Annotated in this window: 19 protein-coding genes; 11 read left to right on the plus strand and 8 right to left on the minus strand. The window is 39.0% G+C overall.

The window, feature by feature from the left end; all coding sequences use genetic code 11:
• Window positions 1-44: 44 nt before the first annotated feature.
• The 4 genes from O0931_RS17505 to O0931_RS17520 all read right to left on the minus strand — a co-directional run bounded on the left by O0931_RS17505 (window position 45) and on the right by O0931_RS17520 (window position 4,955).
• Window positions 45-857, minus strand: a complete 813-nt coding sequence (locus O0931_RS17505) for an MOSC domain-containing protein (protein ID WP_269416776.1) — start codon at window positions 855-857, stop codon at window positions 45-47.
• 324 nt (window positions 858-1,181) lie between these two features.
• On the minus strand, window positions 1,182-3,419 hold the full coding sequence (locus O0931_RS17510) for a xanthine dehydrogenase family protein molybdopterin-binding subunit (RefSeq protein WP_269416777.1): 2,238 nt from the start codon (window positions 3,417-3,419) through the stop codon (window positions 1,182-1,184).
• Window positions 3,420-3,430: 11 nt separating this feature from the next.
• Window positions 3,431-4,450 carry an FAD binding domain-containing protein gene (locus O0931_RS17515; RefSeq protein WP_269416778.1) on the minus strand — a complete coding sequence of 340 codons (1,020 nt, stop codon included), beginning with the start codon at window positions 4,448-4,450 and terminating at the stop codon, window positions 3,431-3,433.
• Window positions 4,443-4,955, minus strand: a complete 513-nt coding sequence (locus O0931_RS17520) for a (2Fe-2S)-binding protein (protein WP_269416779.1) — start codon at window positions 4,953-4,955, stop codon at window positions 4,443-4,445. Before O0931_RS17520 ends, O0931_RS17515 begins: the two co-directional genes overlap by 8 nt.
• A gap of 215 nt (window positions 4,956-5,170) precedes the next feature.
• Between O0931_RS17520 and O0931_RS17525 the strand changes: the two genes are divergently transcribed.
• Window positions 5,171-5,686 carry a GNAT family N-acetyltransferase gene (locus O0931_RS17525; RefSeq protein ID WP_269416780.1) on the plus strand — a complete coding sequence of 172 codons (516 nt, stop codon included), beginning with the start codon at window positions 5,171-5,173 and terminating at the stop codon, window positions 5,684-5,686.
• A 276-nt stretch (window positions 5,687-5,962) separates the two neighbouring features.
• Window positions 5,963-6,406, plus strand: coding sequence for an Hsp20/alpha crystallin family protein (locus O0931_RS17530; protein WP_269416781.1), 444 nt, complete (start codon window positions 5,963-5,965; stop codon window positions 6,404-6,406).
• A 381-nt stretch (window positions 6,407-6,787) separates the two neighbouring features.
• Here O0931_RS17530 and O0931_RS17535 read toward each other — a convergent pair whose 3' ends face one another.
• Window positions 6,788-7,525 (minus strand): type 1 glutamine amidotransferase domain-containing protein, encoded by a 738-nt coding sequence (locus tag O0931_RS17535; RefSeq protein ID WP_269416782.1) that lies wholly within the window; start codon window positions 7,523-7,525, stop codon window positions 6,788-6,790.
• Between the two features lie 6 nt (window positions 7,526-7,531).
• The gene (locus O0931_RS17540) at window positions 7,532-7,684 is read right to left on the minus strand and encodes a hypothetical protein (protein ID WP_269416783.1); all 153 of its coding nucleotides are present in this window, start codon (window positions 7,682-7,684) and stop codon (window positions 7,532-7,534) included.
• Between the two features lie 283 nt (window positions 7,685-7,967).
• Here O0931_RS17540 and O0931_RS17545 point away from each other — a divergent pair, with 283 nt between their 5' ends.
• Window positions 7,968-8,834, plus strand: a complete 867-nt coding sequence (locus O0931_RS17545; RefSeq protein WP_269416784.1) for a DUF808 domain-containing protein — start codon at window positions 7,968-7,970, stop codon at window positions 8,832-8,834.
• Window positions 8,835-9,124: 290 nt separating this feature from the next.
• Here O0931_RS17545 and dinB read toward each other — a convergent pair whose 3' ends face one another.
• Window positions 9,125-10,225: a DNA polymerase IV gene (gene dinB / locus O0931_RS17550; protein WP_269416785.1), complete on the minus strand. Its 1,101-nt coding sequence runs from the start codon at window positions 10,223-10,225 to the stop codon at window positions 9,125-9,127.
• A gap of 397 nt (window positions 10,226-10,622) precedes the next feature.
• A complete protein-coding gene (locus tag O0931_RS17555) occupies window positions 10,623-10,982 on the minus strand; it encodes a response regulator (protein ID WP_269416786.1) in 360 nt (119 codons plus the stop codon).
• A gap of 640 nt (window positions 10,983-11,622) precedes the next feature.
• On the opposite strand from O0931_RS17555, the gene O0931_RS17560 reads away from it, so the two are divergent.
• The 8 genes from O0931_RS17560 to O0931_RS17595 all read left to right on the plus strand — a co-directional run bounded on the left by O0931_RS17560 (window position 11,623) and on the right by O0931_RS17595 (window position 25,796).
• Window positions 11,623-12,648 carry a LacI family DNA-binding transcriptional regulator gene (locus O0931_RS17560; protein WP_269416787.1) on the plus strand — a complete coding sequence of 342 codons (1,026 nt, stop codon included), beginning with the start codon at window positions 11,623-11,625 and terminating at the stop codon, window positions 12,646-12,648.
• Window positions 12,649-13,071: 423 nt separating this feature from the next.
• Window positions 13,072-16,026, plus strand: coding sequence for a SusC/RagA family TonB-linked outer membrane protein (locus O0931_RS17565; protein ID WP_269416788.1), 2,955 nt, complete (start codon window positions 13,072-13,074; stop codon window positions 16,024-16,026).
• A 12-nt stretch (window positions 16,027-16,038) separates the two neighbouring features.
• Complete coding sequence (locus tag O0931_RS17570) at window positions 16,039-17,622, plus strand: RagB/SusD family nutrient uptake outer membrane protein (protein ID WP_269416789.1); 1,584 nt, start codon at window positions 16,039-16,041, stop codon at window positions 17,620-17,622.
• Window positions 17,623-17,641: 19 nt separating this feature from the next.
• Window positions 17,642-18,643 carry a SusE domain-containing protein gene (locus O0931_RS17575; RefSeq protein WP_269416790.1) on the plus strand — a complete coding sequence of 334 codons (1,002 nt, stop codon included), beginning with the start codon at window positions 17,642-17,644 and terminating at the stop codon, window positions 18,641-18,643.
• A 220-nt stretch (window positions 18,644-18,863) separates the two neighbouring features.
• Window positions 18,864-20,708 (plus strand): glycoside hydrolase family 13 protein, encoded by a 1,845-nt coding sequence (locus O0931_RS17580; RefSeq protein WP_269416791.1) that lies wholly within the window; start codon window positions 18,864-18,866, stop codon window positions 20,706-20,708.
• 146 nt (window positions 20,709-20,854) lie between these two features.
• Entirely contained in the window at window positions 20,855-21,532 is a 678-nt protein-coding gene (pgmB, locus tag O0931_RS17585; protein ID WP_269416792.1) for a beta-phosphoglucomutase, read from the plus strand.
• An 86-nt stretch (window positions 21,533-21,618) separates the two neighbouring features.
• Window positions 21,619-23,937 (plus strand): glycoside hydrolase family 65 protein, encoded by a 2,319-nt coding sequence (locus O0931_RS17590; protein ID WP_269416793.1) that lies wholly within the window; start codon window positions 21,619-21,621, stop codon window positions 23,935-23,937.
• 20 nt (window positions 23,938-23,957) lie between these two features.
• The gene (locus tag O0931_RS17595; protein WP_269416794.1) at window positions 23,958-25,796 is read left to right on the plus strand and encodes an alpha-amylase family protein; all 1,839 of its coding nucleotides are present in this window, start codon (window positions 23,958-23,960) and stop codon (window positions 25,794-25,796) included.
• Window positions 25,797-25,859 lie beyond the last annotated feature (63 nt).

Here is a 25,859-nt window from a genome sequence, read left to right on the forward strand (position 1 = left end):
ATCGGATGACGACAAGATAATTCGAGTTGAGGGATAAGCCAAACTTATTTCCAGGATTTGATTTGCAACTTTTCGCCCAGCTTAATCATGCCTGATCCCTTATGAATCAAATTCTGCCCGAACATAACTTTATTGTTTTGCAGCCGGTAACCTGATAGTGTTTTGAGCGGTTCGGCTCCTTTTTCACCTGTACTTTGGTTAACCGTAATTAAGACACATCTGGCACAGGGTTTTACGGCCTTAAAAACAACGTCACCAATTTTAAAATCAAGAAAACGGTCTTCAAGATGCGGCACGCCTCCGGCAAATACAAAATTTGGACGAAAACGGTTCATTGGAATGGATTCATCAAGCTTTTCGTTTAACAAATCAAGGGAAGATTGCCCGATAATCAGACAAGGATAACCATCAGCAAAACTCACGATTTCATTATTCAAAGCATACCTTTGATCAACATTTCTTTTGGTTTGTTCGCTCATTAAAACCAATTTAACCGGTTTTTTCAGGTATTGCGAGAACCATTCACTTACAGTGATGCTAACTTCAAAGCCAATGGTTTCATCTTCCCAAATGACTACAGGAATAGCTTCTTCGCTATGCGTTGTTATTGGAAAAGATATGCGCTGCAGAGCATCTCGTTTGTCATAAACCAGCAGCTGATCATCTTGGATTTCCACCTGCAACAGGGCAAGGCTTTCGTGTTTCCGCTGGCTGATAAATGTTCCGGAAGCATCGACCAGCATCCATCGCCTGTCGTATTGAAGTCCCTTATCTTCCACCATCGCCTGACTTAACGATATGCCGCCCAAGGATTTGATAGGATAAATATGGATTTCAGTTAAATAGAGCTCATTCACGTTTTAAAGATAAGCAATGTTCCTAAATGCAACTGTTATTTACCTTGTTTAATTTTGATAAGACCAAAATAAGGCAAAGCCCTTAGCGCAACACTTCTATTAATTGTTGATTTGCCCAGTGTCGTGCCTTTGATAAATGCGGCTTGCCTCGTATCTGTAATAATGGTATGATATACAGTATACCAGTTTTCCTGTTATTCTTTATTTACAAAGATTATGCTTCGTGGATACTTCATGTCCTCGACTCCGCTCGAATCCGATAACTATCGGATGACGAATTATCGGATGATGAGATATAGAGGATTTATTTCATCTTATCATTTGCTATATCAATTCATCAAAATGTATCGGTAATTTGTAAATCCGCTTACCTGTTGCGTGAAAAATCGCATTTGAAATCGCTGCGGGCATGCCGACAAGGCCGATTTCACCGACACCTTTTGTACCAAGTTCATTGATCAGTTCATCCTTTTCATCTGCAAAAATAACATCAAGTTCGCCGATATCTGCATGTACGGGGATATGGTATTCGCCAAGGTTCGCATTCATGTATTTGCCGAGTTTAGCATCCATAATCGTTTCCTCGTGTAATGCTTTGCTGACGCCCCAAATCATCGAACCCAAAATCTGACTTCTCGCCGTTTTCGGATTGATAATTTTACCGGCGGCAACCGCTGTTACGGCCCGGGTAACGGTAACAGTACCTACATCTTGATCGACTTCCACTTCAACAAATGACGCGCTATGCGTTGCCAGGCTATATTTCCTGAGTTTAAGCATATGCGGTTTCCCCATATTGGTGGTTTTGATGGGAATACCCTTATTAAAAGCGATAATATCCTTCAATGAAATCATTACAGCCGGGTCTTTTTTGAGGTGCATATTCCCCGATTCAAAAAAAACATCTTCATCTCCCGCCTTTTTAAAAGGAGAGCTATTCATTTCAGCCGCTTTTTTTAATAGTTTTTTACGAAGTGCCCTGGCCGCAACAACGATTGCCACACCTGTAGAAGAAGTGATGGCCGAGCCGCCCTGAAACATGGAGAAAGGTTTTTTACTGTCACCATAACGAAAATCTACATTTTCCAGGGAAAGGCCGAGTTCATCGGCTGCAATCTGCGTCATTACGGTAAGTGTTCCCGTTCCGATATCTGTTGTGGCATTATTAACCACCAGTAGGCCATCGCTGTTCATCATCAGCTGTACCCTTGCCGGAAACTGATAGGCATCCCAAATTCCGGTTGCCATACCATAACCCACCAGTTTATTGCCGCGTTTCATACTCCGGGGTTCCGGATTTCTATCTTTCCAGCCAAATTTTTCAGCGGCCTGAAGATAACACTCCCTCAAAGCTTTACTGGTATATGGTTTTTTACTTGCTTGATCCACATCCGAATAATTAATCAAACGCAGTTCCAGCGGATCAATTTTAAGTTTGTAAGACAATTCGTCCATCGTGCATTCTATTGCATGAAGTGCGGTACTTCCCCCGGGCGCACGCATATCCATTGGCGTGTAAACATCCAGCGGCACAATTTTATGTTTAAATAAAGTGTTTGGTGCCGGATATAGCCGATGGCTCCAGGAAGCTGTGGGCTCTGTATAATCTTCGAAATTTGAGGTTTCTGCAACAACCTCATGACCAAGGGCTGTCAGGCGTCCATTCATATCTGATGCGAAACGCATCTTTTGTATTGCCGGAGGGCGATGGCTGAAGGAGAACATTTGTTTTCTATCCAGCACCACCCGCACATTTTGTTTCAAATGAAGTGCGGCCATTACGCAAAGGAAAAGCTGATATTGCGGACGAAGACCTGAACCGAAGGCCCCGCCAACAAATGGTGCCAGCACCCGTACATTTTTGTAGCGAAGACCAAAAATATTGGCTACAAAAAGCTGGTTATTAATGGTGCCTTGTGTTTTATCGTATATGGTTAGCTTTCCCTTGCCTTCATAAACGGTTGTTGTCGCAAAAAGCTCAATGGGATTGTGGTGTTCGGTGCCATGCTGAAATTCTGATTCTACCTTAACCGCTGCGTTTGCAAAGGCGGTTTCAAATTCTCCGGTAGGTGGTGGCGGCGGTGGTTTCAATGCAGTGGCGAAACCTTTTTTCGCAGGCCGTGCTTTATCAAGATTATCTTCAAGACAGGTTTGGAAAATTTCCTCCTCAAATTCGAAATCGATTTGAGCAGATGCATATCTTGCCGTTTCGAAATCGCGGGCAACAACCAGCGCAATCGGCTGGCCATTGTATAAAATATTTTCGTCATATAATGGTTTGAAAACCGTGCCGGGAGGCGCATCCATATCCATATACTGTAAATCGAACCAGGCTAATTTTGGTCGGTTTTCATGTGAAAGCACCTCGATAACGCCCGGTATCGCCATTGCCCTGCTGGTATCAATCTTCGTAATTTTTCCTTTGGTTACCGGGCTGCTCACTACATAACCATGCAGTAAATCGTCGACCTTGTATTCTGCGGCATATTTCGCCGCACCGGTTACTTTTAGCTTTCCTTCTAAACGGCTTATTGATTTACCTACTGTTTTATTTAATTCCATTTTATGAATTTTTATGCAGAGGGTTGTGCACCCGGAAGTTGCGATTCAGGATTTAATGCCATCAGGCCGTTACGGATGATTGCTTTTTTTGCAAGCTTAATTTTGAATTCGTTGTAGCCGAATCCTTTTGCACCTTGTAAAATAAGATCTGCCGCAATCGAAAAATTTTCAGCATTTGCAGCTTTACCTTTAAGAAATTCTTCTGCCTCTGTAGACCGCCATGGCTTATGTGCCACACCGCCAAGTGCAATTTTTACATCTTCAATGGTATTGCCTTTAAGTTCCAATGCTGTTGCGACCGAAACCAGTGCAAATGCATATGAATGCCGGTCGCGCAGTTTGAGGTAAGCGTAATTTGCTGCGAAACCTTTTTCGGGCAAATCGATGGATGTTATCAATTCATCTTTCTTTAAATTATTATCCAAATCAGGCCTGTTGTCGGGTAGCCGATGGAAATCCGCAAAAGCGATGCTTCGGTTCCCTGTCGGTCCGGTAATGTTTACCACTGCGTCTAACGCAGCAAGGGCCACGCACATATCAGATGGAAATACGGCAATACAATGTTCACTGGTTCCTAATATCGCATGTATCCGGTTATAGCCATCCTTTGCAGGACAACCTGACCCTGGAATTCGTTTATTGCAAGGTACTTCGGCATCATAAAAATAATAGCAACGGGTTCGCTGTAACAGATTTCCGCCATTACTGGCCATATTTCTGATTTGTGCAGATGCACCTGCAAGAATAGCTTTCGAAAGCAGGGGATATTGATGTTCGACAACCGGATGATAAGCTGTGTCTGCATTTTTAACACCTGCACCAAGTCTCAGGCCACCATGCTCCAGCGTTTTGATTTCGGATAACTCCGCAAGATGATTAATATCTATCAGTTGAGACGGGTTGGCAATATTATATTTCCATAAGTCTATCAGATTTGTTCCGCCGGCAACAAATTTTGCGGTTTCATTATGTTCAATGAGGCTGATGGCTTCGCGAGTATCCTCAGCTTGCTTATATCCGAAGTTATTCATAGCTTCCTCCATCTTTAACCTGCATAATTGCATCGATAATTCCAACGTTTGCGCCACACCTGCATAGGTTCCCGCTCATCAATTCTTTTACTTCTTCCCGTGAGCCTGCCTTTCCTTCGTTTAATAAGCCAATCGCACTGCATATCTGTCCTGGCGTACAATAACCACATTGAAATGCATCATGATCGATAAAAGCCTGTTGTATAGGGTGCAAATCATCACCCTTCGCAATACCTTCCACACTGGTGATTTCAGCGCCATCTTTCATTACCGCAAGCGTAAGGCAGCTTAAGATTCTTTTGCCATCGCAAAGAACTGTACATGCACCGCATTGGCCATGATCACATCCTTTTTTTGTTCCTGTCAGGTTTAAATGATCACGCAGACAGTCTAACAAACTAACCCATGGTTGAATGGAAACGTTTCGCTCTTCACCATTTATTTTAAATGTAACTGAGCAGTTAAGAATCGGTTCTTTATGAAGGTTTTGTGGTTTTAATCCCATGGCTTGATTTGTCAATCTGAACTATCTTGCTAACACAAAAAATAAAATATAAGTTTTTTTTATTTATAAATGAATTAGAATGGAGGTTAAAAGCGTTATCAGATAGCCGGACCAATTTGTTTTGAAATAATTGATTGGGTTAAGCATAAAAACGATACGAAACCTGGACTAAACTCAGGAATTTGAGTTATTTTCGTCCACATTAAAATTTAATAATGTCTATAAGCAAAGCAAGTTTAAGTGATGTTCCGGTGTTGAATAAGTTGATCAATTCTGCTTATCGTGGCGAGGAGTCGAAAAAAGGCTGGACGACCGAAGAAAATATCCTGGGTGGAATACGGATTGACGAAGAGGCACTGACCGAATATTTTGAAAAAGCGCATGTTAACATCCTGAAATATACCAATGAGGAGGGTATAATCATCGGTACGGTGAATCTGGAACTAAGACCGGACGATCTTTATCTGGGCGTATTTGCCGTTTCTCCGCTCGCACAGGGTAAGGGCATCGGGAAAGCCCTGCTTCAGGCAGCAGAAGCATTTGCAATAGAAAACGGCAGAAAAAAAATAGCGATCACCGTCATCAGCAGTCGGGAGGAACTTATCAGCTGGTATGTACGTAACGGCTACGTTGCCACCGGACAAACCATCGTTTTTGAGGAAATTAAGGGCCGTTTTGGCGATCCAAAAATAGAGGATATTAAGCTTATTGAAATGGAAAAGTGGGTTTAGCTGATGCCGGTTTGCCTGAAATATGTTAAAGGCATATCTGTTTATTTTTTTTGCAGCACTTTAAAAGATTAAAATGAAAGTGAATTTTTGACATTTCAAAGCTGAAAAAAAAGCAGTTTTATGAAAAATTTTCAGTTTTAAAAATGAATTTATGGTGTTTTAGGCATGTTATACAAGTTTGGCATTTTATTGGTGATATCCTTTTCGAACGTGACGTTCAAGTTTAATTAATTATACGTTTTAATCATTAAAAATCAATTTAAGGAGGAAAGACCTATGACACTGGTTAAATTTAATCCCAACAACAACCAAAAAAACAGCTTTTTGCCAGGCTTTAATGACGTGTTTGATTCTATTTTCAACGACACTTTCTTTTCTGATCGCCTGGTGAGTCGAGTACCGGCAGCGAACATTAGCGAAAGCCAGGATCATTACCATATCGAATTGGCGGCACCTGGTTTAACGAAAGAAGATTTCAAGCTTTCATTGGAGCGGAATGTGATGAGCATAGCTGTAGAACAAAGTTCAAAAAATGATGCTCAGGAACGTAACTTCAATAAACGCGAGTTCAGCTACAATTCTTTTGTTCGTTCATTTACCTTACCTGAATCGGCCGATCAGAATGGAATAGAGGCTAAATATGAAAACGGGGTATTATGCATTAATATTCCTAAACGTGAGGATGCTAAAATTCAAACTCGTCAGATCGAAATCAAATAAGATTAGCTGAAATACATAAATTCTGAGAATGAGCCGCCAGCAGACGGCTCATTTTTTATTTATGGAATCAGGATTTGAAATTTCATTAAATATGAGACTTTGTATGGGCTGGAAACGTCTGGATGTTTTAAAACAGAACTGACAAGCTGTTCGCCCTTAGTATATATGCTTCGCTACAGAACAACCAGGATATTTTTCCGGATTCGGAAATTTCCGTTGACCTGGTGAAGCGGGAAAATGGATTGTGTATCTGATTTGGCTTCGGCATTGCGGTTATCGTCAGTTTGCCGAAAGTGTAAAGGTTATAACAAGGAAATTATTCAAGCACCTGATTCTCGAAGAATAGTGCTTGAATATTTTCAGGGTTTTATCCTACCTGTTTTAAACCAAAGATTTTTCGTTATCATTGTCCGTTGAGATTGCCGGTACTTCAGTCTGCTGCGCTAAGCATTCAATCAGTGCTTTGGCTGTTGGTGCGGCTGATAGCGGATTTTGTCCGGTGATGAGTAAGCCATCTATTTCGACGTGCGACAGAAATGGTACCAGGGCGGTTTTAACTTCTGCACCGAGTTCTTCGAGTTTACTTTGAAGCTTGTAGGGTACATGGCCGCTGCGTCCGACCAGTGTTTCTTCAGCGTTACTGAAGGCAGCGATAATTTTACCTTGTAAAAAACCAGGTCTTTGTTGTGCTGCATTTATAAATGCAGCCGGGCCATGACATACCGCCGCTACCGGTTTGCCGGCATCCAGGAAATCATGAATTAAAATCCCACTATTATTATCAAAGGCCAGATCCCAGATTGGGCCGTGGCCACCTGGATAAAATACGGCATCATAATCGTCAGCTTTAATCTGGTTTAAAACAGTTGTATGCGAGAATGCATTTTTGAGCGTTTCATCATCCTGAAACCTGCGGTTAGAACCCGTTATGTTTTCAGTTAGTTCGCTCATGGGATCAACCGGCGGCCGACCACCTTTTGGACTGGTCAGGGTTACCTGATATCCGGCATCAATAAATTCATAATAAGGATCGGTAAATTCGCCCAGCCAAACGCCTGTACGGTCCGTAGTATTTTCCATCTCGCTGTGCGAGGTTAGCACCATCAATATCTTTTTCATAGCTGTTTATTTAATGTCGTTAGGGTCAAGTTCATTACCTTCTTCATCTACGCGCTGGTGTTTACCCCAGTTCGACGCCTCGTTGGTGTTATCTTCCGGGCTGATATCCCTGCTATTCTGCGTTTCCGCCTTTTCATCTTTTTCTTTGGGATCTTTCATGATTATCTAAGTTAATGTCAAATGATAACAAAACGGATGGTTAATGGTTCAGGAAAGTTGAAAAGACTGGTTCCGTGTCAAATCGCTCAATATATCCTAATAATTTGATTAAACTTAGTAACAGGTCTAAATTTTACCTGATGAGTAATTAATAAATTGATTATGAAAAAATGCGCATACAGTAACTTATGTTTAATGTGTGCCCGATAAGCTAATTGATCTATTAATTGATCAGAATTCAAAATTGAATTTCTATTTTGCGGTCTTACTAATAACAATAGATATGGCTTCGGGTTTCTTTGCAATTTTAGACGATATAGGTGCGTTAATGGATGATGTTGCGGTTTCAAGTAAACTGGCCACACGTAAAACGGCAGGGATATTGGGCGACGATTTAGCCGTAAATGCGGAAAAGGCAACGGGCTTTTTAGCTTCAAGAGAATTGCCTGTACTTTGGGCAATTACCAAAGGCTCTTTCTTTAATAAATTGATTATCGTACCCATTGCATTATTGCTTAATGCGTTTTTTTCTGTTGCCATTACCGTTATTCTGATTTTGGGCGGTTTTTACCTGGCCTATGAAGGTGTTGAGAAAATTATAGAATTTTTGTTTCACCGGTCTAAAGCTGCTCATGAGGTTGTTGCAGAAGTTAAACAAGATGATACTGCAGCTGAAAATGCAAAAATAAAATCTGCTGTTACAACAGATTTTATTCTTTCTGTTGAGATTGTAATTATTGCATTGGGAACAACTTTAGAACAATCCCTAACGGTACAAATCATAACGGTTTCGGTTGTTGCAATAATTGCAACTATTGGTGTTTATGGTTTAGTGGCGCTTATTGTCAGGATGGATGATTTAGGTTATAAATTAATCAAGCGTTCCGGAGATAAGGGCTTATACTCGGCTATCGGACAGTTTTTGGTTAAAATGCTCCCGATAATTATAAAGGTGCTGGCAGTTGTTGGAACGATTGCTTTGCTTTTAGTTGCCGGTGGTATCTTTGTTCATAATATCGAATTTCTGCATCACCTTTTTCCTAATCTTTTGTCGATTGTTAAAGAACTCATAATCGGTTTGATTGCAGGGTTAGTTGCGATACCGGTTATGATGGGCGGTAAAAAGGTGGTTTCATTATTTAAACGATAAGTATTTTAAATGTTATTTCTGAGGGGTTCAATTATTTAACCGCGATTTTTGATTTTTATCAATCGGGAAATTAGACTATATACTTTATTAACAAAATATTTAGTACATAGTATAAAATAATTTCTTCACCATTAAAAATTTAAGAGATTTATGGGAAAGATTGAAAATATGCAATTCGAAGCAGCTTAACTTTCTTAATGCCTTTGTTTAGTAAAAAACAGTAAACATATCCGGTAACAGCATTTAATGCTAACACTAAAAAATCTATGCTTTTGGTTTAAATACAAAGGTTAAAAATCGAATTCCAGCTGATTATTTTCCGGTTTATCGGCCACCACATCATCATAAAAGCGGGAAAGGGTGATGCCAAGTAATCTTACCTTTTTTAAACCTATATCAGCTTCATTTAAAAGGCGAGTAGCTTCAGTATAGATTTCCCCTGCTTTATTAATGGGATTTAAAAAAGAACGACTCCTGGTAATCTGTTTAAAATCTTCAAATTTTATTTTAAGTGTTATCGTTTTTCCTTTCAACTGATGTTTTTCTAAACGGTTGGCTACAGTGGTACTGATTTGTTGTAATAAGCTATGCATTACCGAATCTTCATTAGTGTCTTCTGATAAAGTATCTTCGGCACCAACAGATTTTGTTTCCCGGTTTTGCCGAACCGGGCGTTCATCAATACCCCTTACAACCTTGTAATAAAATTTACCTGTCTTTCCGAATTGGGCTATGAGCTGCTGTTCTGTTAGTTTTTTTAAATCTGCACCGGTTATAATTTGCATGGCCTTCATTCTGGCTGCGGTTACTTTTCCAACGCCAAAGAACTTTTCTACAGGCAGTTTTTCCATAAAACTTTTGATTTTCGAAGGGCCAATAAAAGTTAAACCATCAGGTTTATTCATGTCTGATGCAATTTTTGCAACAAACTTATTAATCGAAACACCTGCCGAAGCCGTTAAATTTAATTCATTCCTGATGGCATCTTTTATCGATTGGGCAATATCAATTGCAGACCCCATGCCTAACTTATCTTCGGTTACATCGAGATAAGCCTCGTCCAGAGAAAGCGGTTCGATAACATCCGTATACCGGCTAAAAATCTCTCTTATTGATTTAGAAACTGAAGAATAAGCATCAAAACGGGGATAAACAAAAATAGCAGTAGGGCACAATTGATAGGCCTTGCTGCAAGACATGGCCGAACGAATACCATATTGTCTTGCCTCATAGCTGGCAGTAGCCACAACGCCGCGGCTATCTGGTTTGCCACCAACAACCAGCGGTTTGCCCCGGTATTCCGGAAAATCACGTTGTTCTACAGATGCATAGAAAGCGTCCATATCAATATGGATAATTTTCCTTAATACCGTTAGATTTTCTTCAGACATGCAACCTTTAAAATTCGGTATTTTATCTTAAATAATGAATTAGATTTTTTCTTTACAGAACATGAAAAAAACAATCTGGTTTAGTGAAAATGTGAAAAGACCATATCGGCAGCTATTTCTGAAAAATGTAAAGGTATTGCCGATGCAAATGGTAGATGGTGCAGATAAGTTATTTGTGTAAAATTCAGGTTTAGTCAATAAATATAGCGCTTAATGGCTGGTAACTATATTGAAAATGCAACATTGTAAAACTGGTATTGCCGGAAATTAAGTTGCGACGGAATATATTTATTAACCTAAAGGCACCCGTCTTAATCACAAACTTTGGTTTGAGATTTAACAGTATTGGTTTTTAGCAGCAGCCTGCTGAATATATGAAGGATATAAATGCGTAAATTTAATTTATCAGATGCTTTACCTTATTTAATAAAGAATCCATCTCAAAAGGTTTCTCCATAAAATCATTTGCGCCTGCATCTAATGCAGACTGCCTGATGTCCCGGCTTGCTGAAATCATTAGTATCGGAATTTCCTTAAAATCAGGGTCACTTTTTAGCTGCTTACAGATATCTCTTCCGTCATGTCCGCTCATCCAGATGTCGAGTAAAATTAAATCGGGCTGTTTCTTTACAGCATCTATAACACCACCGCCATCATAGGTAAAGTCGACTTCATAACCCATCATTTGTAGTATCATCATAACGGCATCAACTATACCTTCATCATCATCCGCAATCAATATTCTTTTATTTTCCATTCATTTATTCGACATCATTTTATTTAAAACCTGCAGACTTTACAGGCGGTTTAATTTTCTAAAGTATTAATACTTAAAATGTAGGTTTTGTTTTATAAATATAGATTATTTTGAATTTGAACGTTTCAGACAAATAAGTATGAATTTTAAGACATTTTGCAAAGGTCAATAAATCTTATTTTAATAATTTGTTTTGTAAAACATGGTCGTATTTTAGCATTACAGAACTTTGTGTTCATCGCATATTTTACAATAATCAGGCTTTACGGCCTAAATAGATGATGTTAATAAAAATAAGTTAACTGGAGTTTAAATTTATATGCGGCTATAATTCTCCAAACCTCAGCCATAACGACGCTGGCAAAGCCTATAGTAAAATGCCTGTTTTAGTAAAAGTTAATGAGATGAAGCAATTGCCCCAACCATTTTTTTCTAAAGTATTAATACTTAAAATGTATGTTTGCCTAATAAAGTAGACTATCTTCAACTTCAGCGAGGCACACAATAAGAATAAGTTTAGCACGCTATTTTAAACAGTTGATTCTTATTAATAATTTGAATTGTAAAATAGCGCTGTATTTGAAGTTATAAAATTTTATATTTAGCGTATATTTATCATAAATCAAGGTTTATAGCCCAAATGGATAGTATTAATATAAAAAAATTAGCTGAAGCCTTAAATTTATCAACCTCTACAATTTCCAGGGCCTTTAGGGATAACAGCGATATTAATGCCGATACTAAAACGCTTATCTTAGCGAAAGCTAAAGAATTAAATTACCAGCCAAACCATTACGCTAGTAATTTACGAGAACAAAAGAGTAAAACCATAGCGGTTATTGTTCCGGAGCTGGCTAATAATTATTTCTCACAGGCCATCCATGGCATTGAGCGTGTTGCCCGTGAAAACGGCTACCACATTTTAATTTATGTAACTGATGATGATTACAATAAAGAAGTAAACTTTATTCGTCATTTACACAATGGCAGGGCCGATGGTATTATCATGTCGGTTTCGGGCGAGGCAAACGACCATAATTACCTCAATAAATTCGGAGCAAAACGATTGCCTTTGGTTTTTTTCGACAGGGTTTACGAAGACATAGAAACCCCGAGAGTAATTACCAATGATTATAACAGTAGTTTTCTGGCAACAGAGCACTTAATAGAACAAGGCTGCAGGCGCATCGGGTATTTGGTTGTAAATAAAAGTTTATCTATCGGTAAAACGCGTATGCAGGGCTACATCGATGCACTGGCAAAACACCATATCCATTTTGATGAACAACTTATTGTGGATTGCAGCAACAGTTATGATGAAAACAGTATAATTATTAAAAATGCTTTAACACAGTTAAAACCGGATGGTGTTTTTACTTCGGTTGAGCGTTTGGCTTTTGCCACTTATTATGCCTGCTACAATTTGCATATCTCTATTCCCCGTGATTTAAAAGTAATTAGCTTTTCAAGTTTGGAAATAGCACCTTTATTGAATCCTTCGCTTACCACAATAACGCAGCCGGCAACTGAAATAGGTACTGAAGCAGCGAATATGTTGTTCAAAATATTAAATTCAAACGGCATTGAAAAACTGCCATCCGAATTGGTTCTGCAGTCGAAAATTATCATCCGGAATTCGACCTTAAAACTACCTGAAAACCAATAAAAAAAAGCATTCTTTTCTGAAGCATTTTTGATCAAAAAAGATCAGCACTTAGTGTATTTTACGCAGAATTTTGATAAATTTTCGGGAACGTTCCCGAAAATTATTCCTTAATCTGTTAAAAATCATCGGGAACGTTCCCGAAAAAGTAGTTAAAAATGGCTTAGTGTAAATATTACACTTTAAATTTAAATTTAACATTTATAATAAACTGAAAATCAAATATTTATAAATTAAATAGTTGGTTTATGCGAAAAATAAAAATTGAAAAAATAACAATTTTTTAACTTAATATGATTACCGTTTTTGGCCTGAAAATATATTTTTTAAATAAATTTTGAATTACCATTAAGTGCTGTAAATTAGGCCTATGTGTAAATCACTATAATATTTAACCAAATTTTTATACTTAAACGAGCTTCGAATATGAAAGTATTTTACCTGTTAAAACAGGGGCTTTTGGTGCTGTTAGTTTTTTCAGCATTAATCGTAAAGGCACAAACCGGGTCTGTATCCGGTAAGGTGCTCGATGAAACCGGCCAACCGTTACCTGGCGCTTCCATTTATGTAAAAGGAACAACCAGAAGTACATCAACTGATGGAAACGGTAACTTTAAACTGGCGGGATTAACAAATGGTTCCCTGACATTATCTGCAAGTTTTATCGGTTATCAAACCTTAGATAAAACTGTAAATGTTACCGCAAACGCAACCGAAAATTTTCAACTGGTTCCTGATGCACAAAAATTAAATGAAGTTGTCGTTATCGGCTATGGTACCGCGGAGAAGAAAAACCTAACGGGTTCGATTACAACAGTTGGCTCGAAAGACTTCCAGAAAGGTACGATTACAACGCCGGAGCAGTTAATACAAGGTAAAGTTGCCGGTGTTAACATCATTAATGGTAGTGGCGCTCCGGGTGGTGGCAGTCAAATCCGTATTCGTGGCGGTGCTTCCTTAAACGCAAGTAACGACCCGCTAATCGTTGTTGATGGTGTGCCTTTTAGTGGTAACAGCATTGGTAATGCGCCAAGTCCGTTATCATTAATTAACCCTAACGACATTGAAACCTTCACGGTTTTAAAAGATGCGAATGCTACCGCCATTTATGGTTCGAGAGCATCAAATGGTGTAATTTTAATTACTACAAAAAAAGGTGGTTCAGGTGCACCTGTTATTAATTTTAACACAAACAATTCCGTTGGAACGGTAGCCAGAAAAGTTGATGTACTTTCTGCCGATGAGGTTCGTGCGTATGTAAATGCCAATGGCAGTGCAGCACAGAAAGCTTTATTAGGTACTGCAAATACAGATTGGCAGGATGAAATTTATCGCACTGCTTTTACTACAGATAATAATTTAAGCATCGCCGGGTCATTTAAAGGTGTTCCTTATCGTGTTTCTGCCGGTTATATCGATCAGCAAGGTGTGGTAATTAAGAGCGACTTGAAAAGAGCAACCGGAGCACTTACACTTTCTCCAAGGTTATTTACTGATCACCTTAAAATTGATTTGACGGTAAAAGGTTCTTTAACAGAGTCGCAATATCCAAATGATGCTGCTATTAGTAATGCAATTCAGTTCGATCCGACAAAACCAGTTTATGCCCCAAATCAATTTGGTGGTTATTTCGAGTGGATTAATGGCGCGGTTCCGAATCCAAATGCACCACGTAACCCTCTTGGTTTAATCGAATTACAGGATAACCATGGTAATGCGGCGAGAAGTTTTGGTAATGCAAGGTTCGATTATTCGTTCCATTTTTTGCCGGAGTTACATGCTAATTTAAATTTGGGTTACGATGTATCTAAAGGTTATGGTTCTACATCTGTTCCGGTTTTTGCTGCACAAAGTGCTTCTACAAGTGGTTCTTACTCGAACAGAAAAAATCTGGAGCACGATAAATTTTCAGAGTTTTATTTAAACTATGCTAAAACTGTAGAAAGCATTAAAAGTAGATTTGATGTTACTGCCGGTTATGGATACTACGATATCGCGCAAACAAACTTTAATTTTAATTCTTACAAAGGTACAGGTGAGTTGTTAACGACTCCGGTTTTTCCGTTTTCTATTGAGCAAAATAAGTTACTTTCTTACTATGGTAGATTTACTTATACGTTTAATGATAAGTACATCCTGAATGGTACAATGCGTGCTGATGCGTCATCTAAATTTTCTCAGGATAATCGTTGGGGCTATTTTCCTTCTGTTGGTTTTACCTGGAGAATTATTAGTGAAAATTTCTTAAAAGACAGCAAAGTTGTTTCTGATATGAAATTGAGGTTGAGTTATGGTGAAACAGGTAATAAAGATGGTATAGGTAATTATGAATATTTATCAAGATACTATGCAAATAGCAACAATGGTCAGTATCAGGTAGGAAATACTTTTTACAATTATTACAGTGCTGCAGGCTATGATCCTGATCTGAAATGGGAATCGACTACAACATACAATGCCGGTTTGGATTACGGTTTCTTAAAAGGCAGGTTATATGGAAGCTTAGATGTTTATTATAAAAAAACGAAGGATTTATTAAGTATTGTTAATATTCCTGTAGGAATAAACTTTACAAACTTATTGACTACCAACGTTGGTAATATGGATGTAAGGGGCGCTGAAGCGAGCTTAAATTTTGTAGCCATTCAGAAAGATAATGTAACCTGGGATTTTGGTTTCAATGCAGCTTACAACAAAAGAAAAATTACCAACTTAACTTTAAATCCGGATCCGGGTTCGAAAGTAAGCGCAGGTGATATCACCGGAGGAACAGGTGTAACACTTAAATACCATGCCGTAAATCAGGCACCTGGTGCATTCTTTGTATATAAACAAGTTTATAATGCAAGCGGAGCACCACTTGAAGGTGTATATGCCGATTTAAATGGTGACGGTATTATCAATACCAGCGACCAGTATTTCTTCAAATCACCTGATCCGAATTTTACTTTTGGATTTAATACCTCTTTCACTTACAAAAAATGGACTGCAAGCACGGTGTTGAGAGCAAATATCGGAAACTATATTTACGATAATATTTCTTCTAACTTTGGTATTAAGAATAACGTATTAAGTACACAAGGCATTCTTAATAACTCCAGCGTTGATATTTACAATACTGGTTTCCAGGGAAATCAGTTCCTGAGCGATTATTACATTAAAAACGCATCTTTTTTAAAAATGGATAATGTTGGTTTGACGTATAATATTGGTAAACTTTCTCCAAATGGAAATACGACCATGCGAATCTCTGCAAACTGTCAGAATGTGTTTGTCGTATCTAAGTACAAAGGTATTGATCCGGAGTCGATTTCAGGTATTGATTATAATCTATATCCTAGACCAAGAACATTCACTTTAGGCTTTAATGTTGGTTTTTAATTAAGAAATAAAATGAAAAATTCATTTAAAATAGTATTAGCATCGGGGTTTTTAATGCTTTCTTTAAATTCTTGTAAACAAAGCGATTTAAATTTAAAACCAACAAATGATGCAACTGCAGACGTAGTTTATGCAACACCTGCAGGTTACAAAAACAGTTTGGTAAAACTGTATGCAACATATGCATTAACAAGTCCATCAGGATCTGATAATAGTGACGTTGGTGGTTTAAACGCAGGTTTTGCAGATTTTTTAAGGTTGTTCTGGACGTCACAAGAGCTTTCAACTGATGAAGCAATTTGTGCCTGGGGCGATACCGGAATTCCGGAACTGGATTATTCAATACCAAGTGTTGATAATCAATTTTTGAGAGGATTATACTCGAGAGCCATTTTACAAATCACTTTCGTTAATGAATTCCTTCGTGAAAGTACACCTGAGAAATTGGCTAGTCGTGGTATTACCGGTGCCGATGCAACCAATATTCAGCGGTACCGTGCTGAAGCTCGTTTTTTACGTGCTTATCAGTATTGGGTATTAATGGATGCTTTCGGTAATCCTCCTTTTGTAACCGAAGCCAATGAAATCGGCAAAGTTGCCCCTCAGCAGATTACAAGAGCTGCATTATTTAACTATGTGGAATCGGAATTAAAGGCTATCGAGCCGGATTTAGCAGAGCCGCGTACAAATGAATATGGCCGTGCAGATAAAGGTGCCGACTGGGCATTACTAGCCAGGATTTATTTAAATGCAAATGTGTATTCAGGTACGGCGAAATACACCGAAGCGATTACGTATTCAACTAAGGTAATTAATGCGGGTTATGCTTTGAAAGCAAACTATATGGATTTGTTCAGGGCTGATAATAACCTGAATAATCCTGAAACGATATTAAGTATCAATTATGACGGTGTAAACGGCACGAACTATGGCGGAACGACTTTTATCGTTAATGCCGCAATTAACGGCGATATGAACCCAACCTCTTTTGGTGTGCCTAATGGTGGTTGGGGTGGTAACAGAACCCGTCAGAATTTACCGGCATTATTTCCTGATCCGAATGGAACTTTAGATAAGCGTGGTGTTTTCTTCGGCGCTAAAACCGGTATTGATGATATCGGTGTGTTTACAGATGGATTACGGGTAACTAAATTCAAAAATGTAAGTTCTACAGGCGTAACACCACCATCATTAAATGGTACGTTCAGCTCTTTAGATTTTCCAATCTTCCGTTTAGCTGAGCAATATTTAATTTATGGAGAAGCGGTATTACGTGGTGGTACAGGTGGTACAGTAGCACAGGCATTAACTTATGTAAATGCTTTACGTACGCGTGCTTATGGTAATGCTTCGGGTAATGTTTCCGCGTTAACTACCGATTTCTTCTTAGATGAACGCGGCAGAGAGTTGTACTGGGAAGCACACCGCCGTACAGATTTGATACGTTACGGAAAATACACAGATGCAAGTTATTTATGGCCATTTAAAGGTGGTGTTAAAGCGGGTACTGGTTTGCCAACTTTCCGCAATCTTTATCCATTACCAACGGCAGATTTAATTGCAAATCCGAATCTGAAACAGAACACAGGTTATTAATCTTAATATTTTATAAGATATGAAATCAATATTTTTAAAATCCATGGCTTTAAGCTTAATCGCGCTATCGTTATGGTCATGTAAAAAGGATGAAACAAAAGCAGTTGCCACATCGGGAACCGGTGGTGCTTTGCAAACATCTGCAACAAGTGTTGTTTTGGATAAGTCCAAACTTACATCTACGGTAGTTACTTTTACATTATCTGATGCCAATTTCGGCTATCAGGCGGCTGTTTCAAATACTTTACAGCTTGCCGTAAAAGGAACCAACTTTGCCGCACCTAAAGAAGCCATTTTAGATGCAAAAGCGACAACCAAGGCTTACAATGGATTGGATTTTAACAATTTATTGTTGGCTCTGGGTATACCAACTACAGCAAATACTGATGTTGAGGTGAGAATTAAATCTTCTATTTCAACTGCTACAGCCCCGGTTTACAGTAATGTGGTAACCATCAGCGCAAAACCTTTTCCTTTAACCGCCTGGATTTATGTTCCGGGTAATTATCAGGGCTGGAATCCGGCAACGGCAGATAGCTTAATTTCTGCAACCGGAAATGGTGTTTATACAGGGGTAATTGCTTTTGACGGCGATAAATTTAAAATCACACCGGCCAAGAAATGGGACATCGCTTATGGCGACGCAGGTGGCGGTAAAATTAGCACGACAGGTGGCGATATCAGTTCGGTTTCTAAAGGTGCAAAACAATTAACTGTAGATTTAAATGCAAATACTTATACGCTTACGCCATTGGTTTGGTCGATTATCGGTAATGCTGTTCCCGGTAGTAACTGGTCGGTAGATACGGATATGAAATTTATCAATGATGGCAAAAACAGCTGGACAATTACAACCCCGCTAACTGCAGGCGAACTAAAGTTCAGGTTAAACCACGATTGGGGAACAAGTATTGGAGATGGCGGTGGTAATGTGGTTATTGCAACTGCAGGTACTTATAAGCTTACGCTAACACTTAATGCCGACGGAAAAACAGGTAGTTTTACCGCTGTAAAACAATAATATTTAATGCCCTGAGGGATATAAGTTCTTCAGGGCATTTTAAATAGTCTTAAAGTTTAGCTTGTTTTATATTTTTATTCCGTATTTTTTTGTTTCTTTTTTCTGATATTTCTCAAATTTATTCTACAATTCATGCCTCAGGATATCGAAATCTCGTATCAGTATTGGCTCCATCTTATTCAGTAGTACTGTATTTCACTACCTAAACCTGATTAAAAACATGAAAAAATTAGCCTTAATCCTATTTATACTCCTTAACTGTGCCAACATTTTTGCTCAGAAATTGGAGCGAATAGAACCTATGTTCTGGTTCACAGGGATGCATAACCCTAAATTACAACTGCTTGTTCATGGCGATAATATTGCAGCAAGCACCATCTCTCTGTCTTATCCAGGTGTGAAACTGGTTAAGGTAAACAAAGTTGAAAATCCCAATTACCTGTTCATCGACCTTGAACTTTCTGCATCGGTAAAAGCAGGTAAATTTCCTATAAACTTTTCTGCCGGCGGCAAAAAGATATTTACATACACTTATGAATTAAGGACCCGCGACAAAAGTGCAGGCAGAATTCAGGGCGTAACTCAAAAAGATTTTATTTACTTATTAATGCCGGACAGGTTTTCGAATGGCGACAAAAGTAATGATGTGGTTCAGGGTTTAGCCGAAACAACGCTAAATCGCGATAGCATGTATTACCGTCATGGCGGAGATATTCAGGGCGTAATCAACCATTTAGATTACCTGAAAGATTTGGGAATTACAACCGTTTGGATGACACCCGAAGTTGAAAATGACATGGCTCAGGCATCTTATCATGGTTATGCAGTGACTGATCACTATAAAATCGATCCTCGTTACGGAACAAATGAACTATATAAAAAATATGTAGAAACCGCACATGCTAAAGGCATGAAGGTCATAAAAGATATTGTTCACAACCATGTTGGTACAAACCATTGGTTTTATAAAGATTTACCCATGAAATCCTGGTTAAATCAATGGCCAAAATTTACGCAAACCAGCTACCGTGATCAAACCGTGATGGATATTCACGCATCAGCAGCCGATCGGAAAAAAATGCTGGATGGCTGGTTCGTTTCATCAATGCCTGATTTAAATCAAAGAAATCCTTACGTTCAGAATTATTTAACACAAAACCACATCTGGTGGATTGAATATGCCGGTATTGATGGTTTACGTTTAGATACATACGGCTATAATGACCCGGTTTACATGGCCGATTGGGCTTTGAAAGTTCAGGCAGAGTTTCCTCATCTTTCTGTTTTTGGCGAAACATTGGTAACGGCCGTTCCGAACCAGGCATTTTTTACAGGCGGCAATACCGTTAATCGTGGTTTTGATACACATTTACAAGGCATAACGGATGCAACATTAAAAGATGCGATTTATGAAGGTATTAACGGTAAAAATGGTTGGGTTGATGGAATTAACCGTTTGTATGCCACACTGGCTCACGATTTCTTATATAAAAACCCGAATACAAATTGCATATTTTTAGATAACCATGATATGAGCCGGTTCTACTCGATGGTTGGGGAAGATTTTGATAAATATAAAATGGGCATGTCTATCCTGCTCACCATGCGTGGTATTCCGGAAATGTATTATGGAACAGAAATTCTGATGAAGAATTTTTCCAATCCCGACGGATTAATCCGTTCTGATTTTCCAGGCGGATGGGAAGGTGACAGAAAAGATAAGTTCATTACCGATGGCAGAACCAATAAAGAAAATGATGCTTTCAATTTTGTGAAGACTTTGGCCAATTACCGTAAAAATAGCCCTGCCTTACAAACCGGTCAATTAATGCAATTTGTACCGCAGGATGATATTTATGTTTATTTTCGCTACAATGCCGAACCAAAAGGAACGGTAATGGTTATTGTAAATAATACAGAAAAAGATAAAACATTAAATACCGATAGGTTTGCAGAAAGAACCAAAGGCATTACGATGGCAAAGAATGTAATTACAGGAGAAAACCAGCCGTTTAAAGAAATTAAAGTGCCTGCAAAAACAACTTTAGTTTTGGAGTTGAATTAAGGTAAAGCGGAAAGACTAAAGCAGAAAGACCAAAGCAAAAAGATTAGCGGAAAAAAAGTTAAAGCGCCATATCTTGATACTCACTACTTGATACTCACTACTTGATACTGACTACTTGATACTCGCTACTAAAATACTATAGAACAATGCAAGAAAATAAATACCCGGAACCTTCAACCTTAATTAAAGCCTGTCTCTTTGATTTGGACGGTGTACTTGTAGATACCGCAGTTTACCATTATCAAGCATGGAAACGTTTAGCCAACACCATGGGTTTTGATTTTACCGAAGCACAAAATGAGCAATTGAAAGGCGTGAGCCGGGTAGAAAGCTTAAATAAAATTCTGGCCTGGGGTGGCGTAGAAAAAACAGATGCTGAAAAGGAAGCATTAGCCACCTTGAAAAACAGCTGGTATGTAGATATGATTACCAAAATGACACCTGCAGAGGTTTTGCCCGGAACGGTTGATTTTTTAACAGCCATCCATAAAGCGGGTTACAAACTGGCCCTGGGTTCGGCAAGTAAAAACTCAGGCATTATTTTAGAACGTACCAATCTTGCCCATTTCTTTGATGAGCTCGTAGATGGCAATATGGTTACCAAATCAAAACCAGATCCGGAAGTTTTTTTGAAAGGGGCTGAACTTTTAGGTTTCAAACCCGATGAATGTGTGGTTTTTGAAGATGCGGTTGCAGGCGTTGAAGCTGCAAAGCGGGGTGGAATGAAAGCCATCGGTATCGGCGAAAAAAGTGTGCTTACAGAAGCCGATGTGGTTGTAAGCGGTTTAGATAAATTAACAGTTAAGGATTTAGAAGAGTTATGAAGGAGTATCAAGTATTAAGTAGCGAGCATCAAGTGAACATTAATCTTGATACTTGCTACTTGATACTAACTACTCGATACTAGATTATGAAGAATTACATTAAAGCAGATGAGTGGAACATTATCGAAGAAGGCTTTGATCCACATTTAAATAAAATTTCGGAAAGTATTTTCAGCTTGGGTAATGGCCGTATGGGGCAACGTGCCAATTTTGAAGAAACTTATTCGGGCGAAACCTTATTGGGTAACTATGTTGCCGGTGTTTATTATCCCGATAAAACCCGTGTGGGCTGGTGGAAAAACGGTTATCCGGAATATTTCGCAAAGGTTTTAAATGCAGCAAACTGGGTAGGTATCGAAGTAAAACTGGATGATGAAGTTTTAGATTTGGCTACTGCAGAAGTAAGTGATTTCAAACGTGTTCTGGATATGCATGCGGGTATTCTAGAACGTACTTTCACCGCGAAACTGAAAAGTGGTAAAACCGTAAAGGTTAAAGCAACGCGTTTCTGCAGCATTGCCGATGATGAAGTTGGGGCAATCCGTTACAGCATTATACCTTTAAACTTCCATGGTAAAATCACTTTAATGCCCTTCATCGATGGCGATATCAAAAATCAGGATAGCAACTACGACGAGAAATTCTGGGATATGGTATCTGATGAAATTATCGGGACCGAAGCTTACATCAAACTAAGAACGAAGAAAACCGAATTCGAAGTTTGCACCGGAAGCAACATTGAATTGTACAAAAATTCAAAAAAAATAGCCATCAATCCAGAAGCTGTTCGTAAGGAAAAATTCGTGGGACAAACTTTTTCGGTTGATGTTAAAGCGAATGAAGAAATCACTTTGGTCAAAATCGCAGCGAATTTATCTTCAGAAAATTATCCTAAAGAAGCTCTTTTAAAAGAGGCGAAATCAGTTATTGCAAAAGCAACGGCGAAAGGTTTCGATACTTTATATCAGGAACAAACTGAAGCCTGGGCAAATAAATGGAAAGAAAGCGATATCATTATTGAAGGTGATGTTTCTGCTCAGCAGGCTATTCGCTTCAATATTTTTCAATTATTCCAGACTTATACCGGTAAAGATGACAGGCTGAATATCGGTCCGAAAGGCTTTACCGGCGAAAAATACGGCGGTTCTACCTATTGGGATACCGAAGCATATTGTGTGCCTTTCTATTTGGCAACTGCTCCGCAGGAAGTAAGCAAAAACTTATTGGTTTATCGCCACAAGCAATTGGGTAAAGCGATAGAAAATGCGGCGAAGTTAGGTTTCAAAGATGGCGCTGCATTGTATCCGATGGTTACCATGAATGGCGAGGAATGCCACAATGAGTGGGAAATTACCTTCGAGGAGATCCACCGTAACGGCGCTATTGCTTTCGCGATTTACAACTACATCCGTTACACCGGCGACGAAAGTTATTTGTCAGATTTCGGTTTGGAAGTTTTAATCGGCATTGCCCGTTTCTGGAAACAGCGTGTAAACTGGAGCAGCGAGAAACAGCAATATGTAATGCTTGGCGTAACCGGTCCGAATGAATACGAAAATAACGTAAACAACAACTGGTACACCAATTTACTGGCAACCTGGTGTATGAGATATGCTACCGAAGCTGCGGAAATTGTTAAAAATCAACAACCGGAAAAATATAGCAGCTTATTAAAAAGTTTAAATTTTGATGCTAAAGAATTTGCGGACTGGGCAGCTATCATTGAAAAGATGTACTATCCTGAAGATAAGGAAAAAGGAATTTTCTTACAACAGGATGGTTATTTAGATAAAGAGCAAACCCTGGTAAAGGATTTACCGGCAAGTGAAAGACCAATTAACCAGAAATGGAGTTGGGATAGAATTTTGCGTTCGCCGTTTATTAAACAAGCTGATGTTTTACAGGGATTATATTTTTTCGAAGAGGATTACGATTTGGAAACCATCAGAAGAAATTTCGATTTTTATGAGCCGCGCACCGTTCACGAAAGTTCTTTATCGCCTTGTGTACACAGTATTTTAGCCGCTAAATTAAATGATGAGCCTCGTGCTTACGAATTTTATTTGCGTACAGCCCGTTTAGATTTGGATGATTACAACAATGATACGGAAGATGGTTTGCACATCACTTCAATGGCCGGAACCTGGATGAGTGTCGTAGAGGGCTTCGCAGGCATGCGTGTTCGCGATGGTAAATTACAATTCAATCCTTTCTTGCCAACACAATGGAAGTCATTTTCATTTACAATTGGTTTCAGAGGTGCTACGCTTAAAGTGAACATCACTGAAAATGGCATCAACATCAAAAACAACAATGCTGTTGATCTGGAAATCGGAATCAGAAATCAGATTTATAAACTGGCAGGAAACGCCGAAATCGAAGTAGATAACGCAGCATTGGTATGATTGTAGATGGAAAATGTAAGATGGGAAGTGGAAAAGGACTTGCCTTTCCAATTCGTCATCTGATAGCTATCGGATGTGCGGTGGAACGACGAAGCAATCTGATTCCAATAGTTTCAATTGTAGCGATTTTCCTTTTGCTAATTTCAACATCATCTTTTGCACAAAAAAACAGTAAAAATATGAACGATAAGCAAATCGTTATATATCAGTTGTTGCCCCGTTTATTCGGAAATAAAAACACAGCAAACATCCCGTACGGAACCATCGAACAAAATGGTTCAGGGAAGTTTAATGATATTACAGATAAAGCTTTAGATGGCATTAAAGAACTTCATGCAAACTATGTTTGGTATACCGGAGCCATTGCACACGCCAGTTTAACGGATTATTCTGCTTACGGAATTAAGGTTGACGATGCGGACGTAGTAAAAGGCCGGGCAGGTTCGCCTTATGCCATCCGCGATTATTATGATGTAAATCCGGATTTGGCGGTTGACTTTAAAAACCGGATGCAGGAGTTTGAGGCTTTGGTAAAAAGAACCCATGCGAAGAACCTGAAAGTTATCATCGATTTCGTGCCGAATCATGTGGCCAGAAGTTATCATTCTTATGCTAAACCAAAAAATGTAATCGATTTTGGTGCACAGGATGATGTAACGAAAGCTTTCAGTGCACAAAACGATTTTTATTATATTCCTGGTCAGCCTTTTGTGGTACCAACCAACGGACAGAAAACCCCGCTTTCTGTTTTACAGGATGGAAAATTTGATGAAAACCCGGCGAAAGCTACTGGAAATGATGCATTCACAGCGTCGCCAAAATACGATGACTGGTACGAAACCATTAAATTGAATTATGGTGTTGATTATCAAAACGGCAGGCAAAATCACTTCGAGCCAATCCCTCCGGTTTGGAATAAAATGCGTGACATTTTAATTTTCTGGACTAAAAAAGGCGTTGATGGTTTCCGTTGCGATATGGCTGAAATGGTGCCCATTGCATTCTGGAGCTGGGTTATTCCACAAGTTAAACAAGCTAATCCCGATTTAATTTTTCTCGGAGAGGCTTACAATCCGAAGGTGTATAAGCAATATCTGGAGCAGGGGAAATTCGATTACCTGTACGATAAAGTTGGATTGTACGACGGCTTGAAAAGATTAATCAGAAACGAACCATCTGCAGATGTAGCCGCTATTCGTTATGTATGGCAGAAGGAGAGCGCCGGTTTTGGCAAACATATGTTACGCTTTTTAGAAAATCATGATGAGGAACGCATTGCTTCTGCAGGCTTTGCAGGAAAAGCTGAACTGGCTTTACCTGCAATGGTAGTTTCGGCAACGTTAGGTTCTGGTCCTGTAATGCTTTACTTCGGTCAGGAAGTTGGCGAGCCGGGTAAAGGGCAGGAGGGTTTCGGCGGCGATGACAACCGCACCACGATTTTCGATTATTGGGGGGTTCCAAATCATCAGAAATGGATGAACGGCGGTGCTTTCGATGGCGCGCCATTAGATGAAACTCAGAAGAGTTTACGAGCATATTACCAGCAATTATTAAAAGTTACTTCAACAAGTGATGCGGTCGTAAATGGTGAAATTTATGATGTGCCACAAACTGGAAATATGAACAATCGCATGTATGCTTTCATCCGCTATTCGGGTAAGCAACGTTTGTTGGTTGTTGCTAATTTCGATAGAAACCAAACTTTGGAAGCAAACATCGAAATTCCTGACAGCATTTTAAAAGTGAAACATTCAGCTCCGGTTACGGATTTGTTGACAGATAGAAAATTAAATATACCCGCAGGAACGAGCATTCCGGTAAAACTTGGACCGGTTTCGGCACAGGTGATAGAATTTTAAACCGATTAAAATTAACCGCAAAGAACGCAAAGATTTCCGCAAAGAACACTAAGTATAAACACA

Origin of the sequence: Pedobacter rhodius (assembly GCF_027213645.1) — a bacterium.
GTDB lineage: Bacteria > Bacteroidota > Bacteroidia > Sphingobacteriales > Sphingobacteriaceae > Pedobacter > Pedobacter rhodius.

What these genes read in the sequence shown, in the direction of transcription:
- O0931_RS17525 (WP_269416780.1), top strand. Translation starts at nt 5,171, where the DNA reads ATGTCTATAAGCAAAGCAAGTTTAAGTGATGTTCCGGTGTTGAATAAG.
- pgmB (WP_269416792.1), top strand. Translation starts at nt 20,855, where the DNA reads ATGCAAGAAAATAAATACCCGGAACCTTCAACCTTAATTAAAGCCTGT.
- O0931_RS17590 (WP_269416793.1), top strand. Translation starts at nt 21,619, where the DNA reads ATGAAGAATTACATTAAAGCAGATGAGTGGAACATTATCGAAGAAGGC.
- O0931_RS17595 (WP_269416794.1), top strand. Translation starts at nt 23,958, where the DNA reads ATGGGAAGTGGAAAAGGACTTGCCTTTCCAATTCGTCATCTGATAGCT.
- O0931_RS17535 (WP_269416782.1), bottom strand. Translation starts at nt 7,525, where the DNA reads ATGAAAAAGATATTGATGGTGCTAACCTCGCACAGCGAGATGGAAAAT.
- O0931_RS17570 (WP_269416789.1), top strand. Translation starts at nt 16,039, where the DNA reads ATGAAAAATTCATTTAAAATAGTATTAGCATCGGGGTTTTTAATGCTT.
- O0931_RS17565 (WP_269416788.1), top strand. Translation starts at nt 13,072, where the DNA reads ATGAAAGTATTTTACCTGTTAAAACAGGGGCTTTTGGTGCTGTTAGTT.
- O0931_RS17520 (WP_269416779.1), bottom strand. Translation starts at nt 4,955, where the DNA reads ATGGGATTAAAACCACAAAACCTTCATAAAGAACCGATTCTTAACTGC.
- O0931_RS17555 (WP_269416786.1), bottom strand. Translation starts at nt 10,982, where the DNA reads ATGGAAAATAAAAGAATATTGATTGCGGATGATGATGAAGGTATAGTT.
- O0931_RS17510 (WP_269416777.1), bottom strand. Translation starts at nt 3,419, where the DNA reads ATGGAATTAAATAAAACAGTAGGTAAATCAATAAGCCGTTTAGAAGGA.
- O0931_RS17515 (WP_269416778.1), bottom strand. Translation starts at nt 4,450, where the DNA reads ATGAATAACTTCGGATATAAGCAAGCTGAGGATACTCGCGAAGCCATC.
- O0931_RS17580 (WP_269416791.1), top strand. Translation starts at nt 18,864, where the DNA reads ATGAAAAAATTAGCCTTAATCCTATTTATACTCCTTAACTGTGCCAAC.
- O0931_RS17575 (WP_269416790.1), top strand. Translation starts at nt 17,642, where the DNA reads ATGAAATCAATATTTTTAAAATCCATGGCTTTAAGCTTAATCGCGCTA.
- O0931_RS17560 (WP_269416787.1), top strand. Translation starts at nt 11,623, where the DNA reads ATGGATAGTATTAATATAAAAAAATTAGCTGAAGCCTTAAATTTATCA.
- O0931_RS17530 (WP_269416781.1), top strand. Translation starts at nt 5,963, where the DNA reads ATGACACTGGTTAAATTTAATCCCAACAACAACCAAAAAAACAGCTTT.
- O0931_RS17545 (WP_269416784.1), top strand. Translation starts at nt 7,968, where the DNA reads ATGGCTTCGGGTTTCTTTGCAATTTTAGACGATATAGGTGCGTTAATG.
- dinB (WP_269416785.1), bottom strand. Translation starts at nt 10,225, where the DNA reads ATGTCTGAAGAAAATCTAACGGTATTAAGGAAAATTATCCATATTGAT.
- O0931_RS17540 (WP_269416783.1), bottom strand. Translation starts at nt 7,684, where the DNA reads ATGAAAGATCCCAAAGAAAAAGATGAAAAGGCGGAAACGCAGAATAGC.